The sequence below is a fragment of the Roseovarius salis genome (genome assembly GCF_044472985.1).
GTDB classification, from domain to species: Bacteria; Pseudomonadota; Alphaproteobacteria; order Rhodobacterales; family Rhodobacteraceae; genus Roseovarius; species Roseovarius salis.
Genome location: NZ_JBISDG010000039.1, coordinates 23,623 through 35,438 on the forward strand (window position 1 = coordinate 23,623; position 11,816 = coordinate 35,438).

General features: G+C 63.7%; 11 protein-coding genes. 6 read left to right on the forward strand and 5 right to left on the reverse strand.

Annotated features, from left to right (window positions below; translation table 11 throughout):
* Position 1: 1 nt before the first annotated feature.
* The 5 genes from ACH13J_RS14705 to ACH13J_RS14725 form a co-directional block, all read right to left on the reverse strand.
* Positions 2-940, reverse strand: a complete 939-nt coding sequence (locus tag ACH13J_RS14705; protein WP_397544103.1) for an ABC transporter permease subunit — start codon at positions 938-940, stop codon at positions 2-4.
* Positions 927-1,871, reverse strand: a complete 945-nt coding sequence (locus tag ACH13J_RS14710; protein WP_397544104.1) for an ABC transporter permease subunit — start codon at positions 1,869-1,871, stop codon at positions 927-929. Before ACH13J_RS14710 ends, ACH13J_RS14705 begins: the two co-directional genes overlap by 14 nt.
* A gap of 61 nt (positions 1,872-1,932) precedes the next feature.
* Positions 1,933-3,252, reverse strand: coding sequence for an ABC transporter substrate-binding protein (locus ACH13J_RS14715; RefSeq protein WP_397544105.1), 1,320 nt, complete (start codon positions 3,250-3,252; stop codon positions 1,933-1,935).
* Positions 3,224-4,522 (reverse strand): hypothetical protein, encoded by a 1,299-nt coding sequence (locus ACH13J_RS14720; RefSeq protein WP_397544106.1) that lies wholly within the window; start codon positions 4,520-4,522, stop codon positions 3,224-3,226. The genes ACH13J_RS14715 and ACH13J_RS14720 overlap by 29 nt, the downstream gene beginning before the upstream one ends.
* Before the next feature lie 84 nt (positions 4,523-4,606).
* Positions 4,607-5,350, reverse strand: a complete 744-nt coding sequence (locus ACH13J_RS14725; RefSeq protein WP_397544107.1) for a CocE/NonD family hydrolase — start codon at positions 5,348-5,350, stop codon at positions 4,607-4,609.
* Positions 5,351-5,490: 140 nt separating this feature from the next.
* Between ACH13J_RS14725 and ACH13J_RS14730 the strand changes: the two genes are divergently transcribed.
* The 6 genes from ACH13J_RS14730 (at position 5,491) to ACH13J_RS14755 (ending at position 11,765) form a co-directional block, all read left to right on the forward strand.
* Entirely contained in the window at positions 5,491-6,303 is an 813-nt protein-coding gene (locus ACH13J_RS14730) for a helix-turn-helix domain-containing protein (protein WP_397544108.1), read from the forward strand.
* A gap of 119 nt (positions 6,304-6,422) precedes the next feature.
* Positions 6,423-7,376, forward strand: coding sequence for a metal ABC transporter solute-binding protein, Zn/Mn family (locus tag ACH13J_RS14735; protein ID WP_397544109.1), 954 nt, complete (start codon positions 6,423-6,425; stop codon positions 7,374-7,376).
* 15 nt (positions 7,377-7,391) lie between these two features.
* Positions 7,392-8,207, forward strand: coding sequence for an ATP-binding cassette domain-containing protein (locus ACH13J_RS14740; protein WP_397544110.1), 816 nt, complete (start codon positions 7,392-7,394; stop codon positions 8,205-8,207).
* The gene (locus ACH13J_RS14745) at positions 8,207-9,424 is read left to right on the forward strand and encodes a metal ABC transporter permease (protein ID WP_397544111.1); all 1,218 of its coding nucleotides are present in this window, start codon (positions 8,207-8,209) and stop codon (positions 9,422-9,424) included. The genes ACH13J_RS14740 and ACH13J_RS14745 overlap by 1 nt, the downstream gene beginning before the upstream one ends.
* Position 9,425: 1 nt before the next feature.
* A complete protein-coding gene (locus ACH13J_RS14750; RefSeq protein WP_397544112.1) occupies positions 9,426-10,361 on the forward strand; it encodes a metal ABC transporter permease in 936 nt (311 codons plus the stop codon).
* 237 nt (positions 10,362-10,598) lie between these two features.
* Positions 10,599-11,765, forward strand: coding sequence for a DEAD/DEAH box helicase (locus ACH13J_RS14755; RefSeq protein WP_397544113.1), 1,167 nt, complete (start codon positions 10,599-10,601; stop codon positions 11,763-11,765).
* The last annotated feature ends 51 nt before the right edge of the window (positions 11,766-11,816 follow it).

The following is an 11,816-nucleotide window of genomic DNA, read 5'->3' on the forward strand; positions in this document are numbered from 1 at the left end:
GTCAGCGTCCTTTGCCCATGCGAGGGTCGAAGATGTCGCGCAGGGCCTCGCCCAGGAAGGTGAAACCCAGCGTCGTCAGGATCAGGGGGATGCCCCCGGCGATAACCATCCACGGCGTGTCGCGGATGACGAGGTACCCCTCGTTCAGGATCGTGCCCCAGCTTGCCGTGGGCGGCAGCACGCCCAGGCCCAGAAAGCTCAGCCCCGCCTCGATCGTGACCACGACCGGCACCTCCATCGCGGCAAGGATCATCAGCGGCCCGATCACGTTGGGCATGACATGATGCAGCAGGATGCGCGGCGTGCTCGCCCCCAGCGACCTTTCGGCAAGGATGAAATCGGTGTTCTTCAGGGTCATGGTCGAGGTCCGCGCGACGCGGGCGTATTGCGGGATCGAGGTGATGATGACGATGGTCAGCACGATGCCGATGCTGGGCCCGGTCAGCGCCACCGTCGCCAGCGCCAGCACGATGGTCGGAAAGGCCCGTACCGTGTCGAAGGCCAGCAGCAGCGCGTTGTCCAGCCAGCGCGGCCCGTAGCCCGCGATCATGCCCAGGATCAGCCCGATCACCAGCGACACCGACACCCCGATGGCCGCCACCTTGAGCGCCACGCGCCCACCGTAGAGGATGCGCGAATAGGTGTCGCGGCCCAGCTGGTCGGTGCCGGCGAAATGCTCAAGCGAGGGCGCGGCCAGCCGCGCGGGGATGTCCATCGCATTGGGTTCATGGGTGGCAAACACCGGCGCGAAGATCGCGCTGGCAAAGAACAGGATGACCAGGATCAACCCGGTAAGCCCCTGCCAATTGGTCAGGAACATGCGCAGCTTCTCGCGCCGCTCGCGCGCGGCGGACTCGCGCATCTCCTCGGCCCATACGTGGTCGGACAGGCCGGTGGAGTCGATTTCGGGCGCACCCGTTTCTTGTTCAGAGCGATTCACGGACACGGGGATCAAACCAGGCTATGAGAAGGTCGGAAATGAGCACGACGACGATATAGAGGCCCGTGGCCACCAGCACGCCGCCCTGCACGACGGGAAAGTTCCGCGCCATCACGGAATCGAAGATCAGCTTGCCGATGCCGGGACGGGCAAAGATGATCTCGGCAAAGACGGTGGATGAGATCAGCCCCCCGAACCCCATGCCGATCAGCGTGATCGTCGGCAGGATCGCCACGCGCAGCGCGTAGCCGTAGACGATCTTGCGCGGGCGCAGCCCGAAGGCCCGGGCCGAGCGGATATAGGGTTCGCCCATCACTTCCAGCATCGAGGCCCGCACCATCCGGGCAAGGTAGCCCACCCAGCTCAGCCCGATCGCAAAGGCCGGCAGGATCAGGTGCGAGATCTGGTCGCCCAGTTGCCCCGGCTCGCCCGCCCCGATCGCCGGTAGCCAGCGCAGGGACACCGCGAATATCAGCAGCGCCCAGATCGAGACGAGGAAGGACGGCACCGCGATGGTGCCCACCGACAGCACGCCAGTGACCCGGTCCAGCCAGCTGTTGGGCCGCACCGCGGCGAAGCAGCCCAGCGGCAACCCCAGAGCCACCGCCCAGCCCATCCCCGCGCAGACAAGCGACAAGGTAAAGCCGATGCGCTCGCCGATGATGGCGGTCACAGGGCGGTCGGAAAAGACGTCAACGCCAAGATCGCCGGTCACAGCGTTACCGACATAGATCAGGAACTGCATCCAGACCGGCTCGTCCAGATGCATCTTCTCGGCGTAACGCTCGATGGCCTCCGGCGTCGCGCGCGGCCCCAGCGCGATGGTCGCCGGGTCGCCGGGAATCAGGTGCAGAAGCGAGAACAGGACGAGCACCACGAGCCCGATCACGGCCGCGGACAGACCAAGCCGCTTGACAAGGTAGAACAGCATTGCGCGCTCCGCTTGCAGGAATCAGGCCCCGCGCCGTCACCGGCGCGGGGCCATCACTCCGTCACGCCTTGGAAAAGCGGCGATAGTTCAACTCGCCCGACGGGGCGGCGTTGACGTTGACGTCGGTGGTATGCACGAACGCCTCGGGTTCATGGTTGATCCAGACATAAGCGCCCGTTTCTTCCATGATCTCCTGCATCCGCACATAGATGTCATGGCGCTTCTGCGGGTCGGTTTCCTTGATCCCTTCCGCGTAGAGCCGGTCGTATTCCGGGTCGGTCCAACGTTCCCAGTTCCACACGCCGACCTGGTCGGAAACGAACCACTGTGTCGCCTCGTAGGGGTCGGGCGTGGTGCCGTAGCGCATCAGCCAAAGCTCCAGGTCCTGCCACGTGTCACCCTTGGATTCCTGCCCCATTTCCCAGAACGGGCCGGAATCCAGTGGCAGAACCTTCACCGTGATACCGATGGCGCCCAGGTTGGCCTGGATGATCTGCGCGGCCAGCATCCGCTCCTGCACGTTCAGCGTCCGCAGGGTCAGGTTCAGTCCCGACACGCCGGCCTCTGCCAGCAGGTCGCGCGCCTTCTGCGGGTTGTACTCGTAGTACTTGGTATTGTCGCGGTTGCCGATCAGGCCGGGGCAGATGATGCCGTTCGACTTGGCCGTGGTGCCCGAATACGCCCCCTGCAGGATCGAGTCCACGTCAACCGCGTGCTGGATCGCGCGCCGCACGGTCTTGTCCTGCAGTTTCGGGTTGTCGGTGTTCATGCCCAGCCACATGTACTGCAGCTCGCCGGCGACGGTGATGCCAGCGCCCTCGGGCATGTCCTCGGTATACCGCGCCAGCGTGTCGGCGCCCACCTCGGTGCAGTCGATCTCGCCGGCCTCGAATGCCAGCTCGGCCGCCTTGACCTCGGTTATGATGTTGGCCTCCACCCGCTCGAAACCTGGTGCGGGGCCGCTCCAGTTGGGGTCGAGATCGAACACCACGCGCTGCCCCGGCGTCGCGGAATAGGTGTAGGGCCCGCAAGTCGCCGGGAACTTGGTGGTGAACTTCTCGCCCACGTCCTTCATCGCCTTTTCGCTCAGGATCGCCCCCGGCCCGTGGCAGAGCGTGACCATGATGAACGGTGCAAAGGGCTGGTTCAGCACGATTGTGCCCGACCTGTCACCGGTGACCTCGACATGGTCCAGCGCCTCGAAATAGCCGGCCCAGTCGGTATTCTTCATCCGCTCGTAGGAATATTTCACGTCCGACGCCGTGACCGGACCGTACCCGTCGGACCATTCCAGCCCCTCGGCCAGCTCGAAGTCGATATGCGTGGAATCGCGCTGTTGAAGCTGAGTCGTATCAAACGCGTCGAGGCCAAAAATAAACAACAGCCGCAAGCAATAGGATCACAGCAAGGTAAACCACTTCGAAAAACAATTTGTCGGAGTTTTGGACGAGTCCATTTTCGAGAAGGATTCGAAATATCAACGGCGAAAGCTGTGAGGTTCCAATTATTGCAATGAAAAACAATAATGCTCCGACGACTCTGTTGTTATAGTGGCGCAAGTCTTCGTAGCTATCTAAAAGTAGTGTTCGAGCGCGATCTATATTTCTGCGCAAATTTTCACAGAACGCATCTCCCCCCCAAGCTATCCAAACCGGGGTATATATTGCTCTTTCAAGCTCCGTATCTACAATGGATTCTCCAGTCCCTTCATTGGACAAAATTTGAAAAAAAGTAATTGATTTTCTAAGGTTTCGGATTTCAACTCCAAGCTCCTTTTGCGATCTCTTCTGTTTAAAGAAATTTGTCGCGTATCTAGAAATTGCTGAAGAAGCGACTTTTACTGATGAAAAGAATACGATAAGGACCTTCCAATGAGACAAAACTAAATCACGCGAAGCAACGCTAGAAACAGCCGCAATTTGCCCATTGTTTCCGCCAGCTACTGCCAATATATTTGCAGAGCCGTAAGAGGCTAAACGGCAATCTTTTAAACCCGTCGAGCGACTTATTATTTCTTCCTTATCATCGCTGGCCAAGTTTTCGTAAACTTCCCCAGATATTTCAATGCTTAACGAAAACGACGATCCTGCGACAATATCATTTGACAGAAAACTTAACCAAGGATTATTTCCCTCAGAACCCTCGCTCACAAGCCATTGCTCTGCTTCTGCTAGGATTCTATGAAGCCTCTGGCATCGTTCAATCTTTGGTCCACTAAGGATTTTGTCTCTCAGTTCGCGCACTGAATCTCGAGCATTGATCAAATTCTCTACTGATCCTTTGAAGCCAAATTTCCAAACCAAGAGTCCCACCCCGTGACCCCAAGCTTCAATCCAAAAATTTGAAAATTCCGCTGCAAGATAGTTTGCAGCTAGTTCCTCCAGCATGATTGATTCAGTTGCAAACGGAAAATCATGCGGTCGTAACACAAGAACTCTGGGGAATATTTCTCTAACGTTGGCTGGCGCATATATCCCACCGTCAAAGAGATAGTCATCCTTGCATTCAACCAATTCAGCGCTGAAGCATTGTTCTTGAACTTCCCTATTTGTATTACGCCCAGTTTTAGACAAGTCAAAAGCCAAGTGCCTTGAATAGATCGGAACAATTAAGTGAGCCGTGCATTCTGTATTCTTATCTTTTTGTACCATATTGAATCCAGTTTCCAGCAATGAAAACGGGGGCTTAGCCTACCGATAAACTTCCCACTAGGAGGCATGGTATTGGTGGGGCGGTTAAACGTCAAACTCGGATGTTGCTGCGCATCCTTCCTTTTTGTTTTTGCACGCCGACCAGTCCTCGCAGATCGACCCGTGCTTCCAGAACGCGTCGCGCCGCTGATGCTCCAGCCAGTTCTTCAGCCACAGTCCGCTGCCGCGCAGCCGCTCGCGCCACATCTCGCGCCACGCGTCGCCAACGTTCACCGGATCGGGCGGCAGGCTGTTGCGCCCGAACATGATCGAGGCCCAGCCCAGTTGCTCGCCCAGCATGCAGCCGCCCATGTAGTGGATATCGTCGGCATAACGGTCATCGGTGGAGCACAGCGTGACGATGGCCTTGAGCGCGGGCGGGCGCTTGGCGGCAACCTGCAGACCGTTGAAACCGCCCCATGAAATCCCGATCATGCCGACATTGCCATCGCACCAGTCCTGCGCGGCGATCCAGGCAATGGCATCGTAGCCGTCCTGCAGCTCCTGCTCGGTGTACTCGTCCACCATCAGGCCCTCGGAATCCCCCGCGCCCCGCAGGTCGAGCCGCACCACGGCATAGCCGCGCGCCGCGAGATAAGGCTGCATCGAGGCGTCGCGCTCCACTGTCATGTCGTTCTTGCGGTAGGGCAGGTATTCAAGGATCGCCGGCACCGGCTGGTCCGCGGCTGTCACAGGCCGCCAGATCCGCGCGGCCAGACGGCAGCCATCGGGCATGGGAACCTCGACATGAGACAGGCATTCGGTTTCCTGCGGGTAATGGTTCTTCATCGCACTCGCTCTTCCCGTTGGATTTCGCGGCGGGCGAACAGGCCCGCGGTGCCCCGACACTCGACGAAACACGCCCCAATTCCAATTTCGCGCGCATTCGCTACTTGACACCTGCATAGCGTCAGTGTGCGATAGTTTCCATGTCCAGTGACTTCAGCGCCAATCTCAACCTGCTTTGCAGCTACCAACGCTCCATCGCGGAGGTCTGCCGACGCCTCGGCGTGAACCGCCAGCAGTTCAACAAGTATCTCAGCAGCCAGTCGCGCCCATCGCGCCGCAACATGCGCCGTATATGCGACTATTTCGGCGTCACCGAATCAGAGATCCTGATGGAGCACGGCCAGTTCGAGCAGATGATCGCGCTGCGCCGCCGCCCGGTCGAACGCACGGAGCTTGAGCGCCCCCTGCACCATCTCGAGACGATATGGCGGAATTCCCAACAGATGCAGAAATACGTCGGCTTCTATTTCCGCTATTTCTTTTCTTTCGGAAACAAGGGGATGGTCATCCGGTCGCTGGCATCGATCCACCGCGACGACGACCGCTACTACTGGAAGAACATCGAGATCCTGCGCGACCCGCGGACAGGCCATGTCAGCAGCCTGAACAAGTACGAGGGTGCCGTATTCTTTCTCGCGGACCGCATCTACATCATGGAATACGAGACGCTGGAGGTGAACTCGATCACGCAGGTGACGCTTTATCCCAGCTACCAGCACCGGCTGGACCGGCTCTTTGGCATCCAGACCGGCGGCCCCACGCGGCGCGGGCGCAAACCGGGCGCCTCGCGCGTGGCGCTGGAATATCTCGGGCGCGACATCGACGTGCGGCAGGCGCTGCGCCAGACCGGCCTGTACGAGCCGTCGGGCGGCGATATCCGGGAAGATATCGTCGGCGCGATCACCAATACCATCCAGCCCGGCGATTTCGTTCTGGAAATCGACGAGCCCTGAGCCGTCGGGGCGCGCACAGCGGGCCACCCGTTTTTTGCGAATGATTTGCATTATCCTTGACTTTTGCGACTGCCTCGCAATATGACCTGAGGAACGCCCTGCAACGGAGCCTGTAAACGATGCCAGCAAAACGCGCCGTCCTGACAATGCTTGCCGCGCTCGTCATGATCCTGCCCGCTGGCATGGCAGCCGCGCAGGACAAGCTCAGCGTGGTTGCCACCACCGGCATGATCGCTGACGCCACGCGCGAGGTCGGCGGCGAATTGGTCGAGGTCGAGGCGCTCATGGGGCCCGGCGTCGACCCCCATTCCTACCGCCAGATCCGCACCGACATCGTTGCGATGAACAAGGCCGACCTCGTGCTCTGGCACGGGCTCTACCTCGAGGCACAGCTGGAGGAATTCCTGCTGCAACTGTCAGAGGACCGCGCCGTCGTCGCCGTGGCCGAGGACCTGCCCCGCAATCTGCTGATCGCGCATGACGACTACGACGACAAGCTCGACCCCCATGTGTGGATGAACCCCAACCTGTGGTCGCGCGTGGTGCTCAACGTCCGCGATGCCCTCATCGCCGCGCGCCCGGACGCCACAGCCATCTTGCGAGCCAACGCCGATGCGCATCTCGCGGAATTGCAGGAACTCGCGCGCTACACCTCCGACGTCCTCTCCACCGTCCCGCCCGAGGATCGCGTGCTGCTGACGTCGCACGACGCGTTCAACTATTTCGGCTCTGCCTACGGGTTCGAGGTGATCGGCATCCAGGGCATCTCCACCGAGAGCGAGGCGGGCCTGAGGCGCATCTCCGAACTGGTCGATCTGCTGGTGACACGCGGTATCGGCGCGGTGTTCGTGGAAACTTCCGTCTCCGACCGCAACATCCGCGCGCTGATAGAAGGCGCGGCGGCAGAGGGCCACCAAGTGACGATCGGTGGCGAGCTCTACTCCGACGCCATGGGCGTGCCCGGCACCTACGAAGGCACATATGTCGGCATGATCGACCACAATGCGACGGTGATCGCCCGCGCACTGGGCGGCGATGCGCCCCGGGGCGGGATGGCCGGCATGCTCAACTGAAAGGGCGCCCACGCGATGACGGACAGCACTCTCAGCCTCGCGGCGGAAAACGGGCAGGCCACCTCGGCCACCCCGCCGGACCCGTCCACGCCGCTGGCCATTCGCGGCCTGACGGTCTCCTACGGCGACAAGCCGGCGGTTTTCTCGGTCGATGCGGACTTTCCCGCGCGCTCCATGACCGCGATCATCGGGCCCAACGGGGCGGGCAAGTCCACGCTGCTCAAGGCCGCGCTGGGCGTGATCCCCCGCGTCTCGGGCGATGTGCGCGTCTACGGCCAGCCTGTTGAAAGGGCCCGGAGCCGCATCGCCTACGTGCCACAGCGCGCCAGCGTCGACTGGGATTTCCCCACCACGGTGATGGACGTCGTGCTGATGGGGCTCTATCGCCGGGTGGGTCTGCTGGGGCGCATCACCGGCCGCCACCGCATGACGGCCGGCGAGTGCCTTGAAAGGGTGGGCATGGCCGGCTTCGCAGACCGCCAGATCGGCCAGCTTTCGGGCGGGCAGCAGCAGCGCGTGTTCCTCGCCCGGGCGCTGGCGCAGGAGGCGGATCTCTACCTCCTCGACGAACCCTTCGCCGGTGTCGACGCCGCCACCGAGCGGGCCATCATCGACGTGCTAAAGACGCTGCGGGCGCAGGCGAAATCGGTGGTCTGTGTGCACCACGACCTCGCCACGGTGCGCAGCTATTTCGACCATGTCTTCCTGATCAACGTGCGCCGCGTGGCCGAGGGCCCCGTCGACCAGGCCTTTACGTCCGAGGCATTGCAGGCCACCTATGGCGGGCGGCTGGCCACCGGACATGTCGAAGAGCTCGCGGCGGGGGCCTGATGGACATCCTGCTTGATGCGCTGCTGCTCGACGCGGGGTACAACGCCGCGCTGGTGGCCGTGGGCGCGGCCCTGCTGGGATTTGCCGCGGGCGCGTCGGGCACCTTTGTCTTCCTGCGCAAGCGCGCGCTCGTCTCGGACGCGGTGGCCCACGCCACCCTGCCCGGCGTCGGGCTGGCCTTCATCGTCATGGTCTGGCTGGGCGGCGACGGGCGCAACCTGCCGGGGCTGCTCGCGGGTTCGGCGGCGACCGCGTGGATTGGTCTGTTGATGGTGGAATGGATGACGCGGCGCACCCGCCTGTCCGAGGACGCCGCCATCGGCGCCGTGCTGGGCACCTTTTTCGGCCTCGGCATCGTGCTGCTCACGGTGATCCAGACCATGAGCGCAGGCCGACAGGCGGGGCTGGAGGATTTCCTGCTCGGCGCCACGGCGGGCATGCTGTATCAGGACGCGGTGGTCATTGCCGCGGGCGGCGGGCTGGCAGTGCTGGCGACTTGGGTGCTGCGCCGGCCGATGACGCTGGTCGCGTTCGATCCCGGCTATGCCGCGGCCGTGGGCTATGACGTGCGCCGGATCGACCTCGCCATCATGGGTCTGGTGATGGCCGTCACCGTGATCGGGCTGAAACTGGTCGGGCTCATCATGATCGTTGCAATGCTCATCATACCGCCCGTCACCGCGCGGTTCTGGACCGAGCGTAGCGGTCGCATGATCTGGATGGCCGGCCTTGCCGGCGCCGCGGCGGGGTATGGCGGCGCGGCGGTCTCGGCCTCGGCGCCGGCCCTGCCGACAGGGCCGATCATCGTGCTCGCGGCGTCCGCCCTCTTCTTCGTGTCGCTATTCTGCGCGCCCGTCCGCGGCGTCGCGGCGGCCATGCTGCGCCACCGGCGTTTCCAGCGGCGCGTGCACCGGCGGCAGGGGCTGCTGGCGCTGGCGCGGGGCGAGACGATCCATGACCCGCTGACTCTTCGCGTGCTGGGGCGCGAGGGGCTGATCCGGCAGGACGGCGTGGCGACCGAAAAAGGCCGCGCCACCGCCGCCAAGGTGGCCCGCGACGAACGCCGCTGGGACGTGGCGCGCGAGGTTCATCAGGACACTGGCCTGACCGGGCGTTATGACGGGCTGACCCCGATCGAGGAGGTTTTCACCGCCGACCAGATCGCAGAGTTCGACCGCCATATCGGCGGGCCGTCGCCGCTGGCAGGGGGCACATGAAATGCTGGCGCCCGAATTCGTCCAGTTCAGCCTGACGCCGATCCTGATCGGCTCTCTTGCGGCCATAGCCTGCGCACTGCCGGGCAATTTCCTCGTGCTGCGCAAGCAGGCGCTCATCGGCGACGCGATCAGCCACGTGGTGCTGCCCGGCATCGTCCTGGCCTTCCTCGTCACGGGCATGATCGCGGCCATTCCGATGCTGCTCGGCGCGGCTGCGGCGGCCATCGCCGCGGTGATTTTGATCGAGGCGATCAAGCGGCTTGGTCGGATCGAGCCGGGCGCGGCGATGGGGGTGACCTTCACCTTCCTTTTCGCCGTCGGCGTCCTGATCCTGGAGCAGACCGACACCTCCAGCGTGCATATCGACGTGCAGCACGCCCTGATGGGCAACCTCGAAAGCCTGATCTGGTTCAAGGCCGAGGGATGGCATTCCCTTGTGGACCCCGCGGCGCTCGCCGCCCTGCCGGACGAACTCAAACGCCTCGCGGTGGTCACGGCGCTGGTGGCGGCGATGACATGGCTGTTCTGGCGCCCGTTGGCGATCGCCACCTTCGACGAGGACTTCGCCCGGGGGCTCGGCCTGCCGGTGGGGCTCATCGGTTTCGGACTCGTGGTGGTGGCGGCGGTGGCAGCCGTGGCCGCCTTCGACGCGGTCGGCTCCATCATCGTGATCGCCATGTTCATCTGCCCGCCCGCCGCTGCCCGCCTGATGACCGACCGGCTGGGTGTTCAGGTGGCGTGGTCGGTGGCCTTCGCCACGCTGTCGGCGGTGCTGGGCTACGTGCTTGCAGGCTACGGCCCATTGTGGCTGGGGGGCCGCGACGCGGTCAGCGCGGCGGGCATGACGGCGACGGTCTCCGGCGCGATCCTGTGGCTGGCCTGCCTTGTGGGGCCGCGCCGTGCCCGCGTCGGCGCCGCGCCGGCCCCCTCGGAATGAAGCGCGGGAAAAGGATCGCTTGACTTGCGGCGGCGGATGGCGCAGGTAAGCACCAACGCTGCGCAGCCGCGTGAGCATGCCGCGCCCGCCGATAGGGCGCACAGCGTACGAAATCCCCGGTTCCCAATCACGCGAGGGCCCTGACGCGACGACCGGACGGCGCGGGATGCGCCCGTGTGTCCAGAGGTCCGTCGCCCCCTCATGTGCCGTGCACCGCACGGCCCGAAAGGACATGACATGTTCGACTTCGAAATGCTCGGCCTCGCGCCGGCGCTCAACGCCGCGCTCAAGCGCAGCGGTTTCACCGATCCCACCCCCATCCAGAACCAGGCGATCCCGCCGGCGATGGACGGGCACGACATCCTCGGCCTCGCCCAGACCGGCACCGGCAAGACGCTGGCCTTCGGCCTGCCGCTCGTCGACCACCTGCTGGCCGCGCCGGGCAAGCCCGCGCCCAAAACCGCCAAGGCGCTGATCCTCGCCCCCACCCGCGAGCTGGTGAACCAGATCGCCAACAGCCTGCGCACGCTGACCCAAGACACTCGCGTGCGCGTGGCCACCGTCGTCGGCGGCCAATCCATCAATCGCCAGATCGGCGTGCTGTCGCGGGGCACCGACATCCTCGTTGCCACGCCGGGGCGGCTGATCGACCTGATGGACCGCGGCGCCGTGGATCTCGGCCAGGTCCGGCACCTCGTTCTGGACGAGGCCGACCAGATGCTCGACATGGGCTTCATCCACGCCCTGCGCCGTATCGCGCCCAAGCTGGGCACGCCACGCCAGACGATGCTGTTCTCTGCCACCATGCCCAAGCAGATGGAAGAGCTCAGCCGCGCCTACCTGACGGACCCGCGCCGCGTGCAGGTCGCCCCGCCGGGCAAGGCGGCCGACAAGATCACCCAGTCGATCCATTTCCTCGAGAAGCCGGCGAAACAGGGCAAGCTGCGCGAGATCCTGTCGCAGGACCCGGGCGCCCTGACGCTGGTCTTCGCGCGCACCAAGCACGGCGCAGAGAAGCTGATGAAAGGGCTTGTGGCCGATGGCTTCAACGCCGCGTCGATCCACGGCAACAAGAGCCAGGGCCAGCGCGACCGCGCGATCGCGGCCTTCCGCGAGGGCCGCGTGACGGTCCTGGTGGCCACGGATGTCGCCGCGCGCGGTATCGACATCCCGGGCGTTTCCTACGTGATCAACTATGAACTGCCGGACACGCCGGACAACTACGTTCACCGCATCGGCCGCACCGCGCGCGCCGGGCGCGAGGGCGAAGCGATATCGTTTTGCGCGGCAGAGGAAGCGGACGTGCTGCGCGACGTGCAGCGCGTGCTCAGGATGGACATCCCCGTGGCCAGCGGCACGAGCCCGCTCGCCGGGATGGTCGCGAACCTGCTTGATGCCAGCTAGCCGCGCAATAAGCGCTTCGCCGAACGGTTGCGCAGGGTCGAGGAGTAGCGC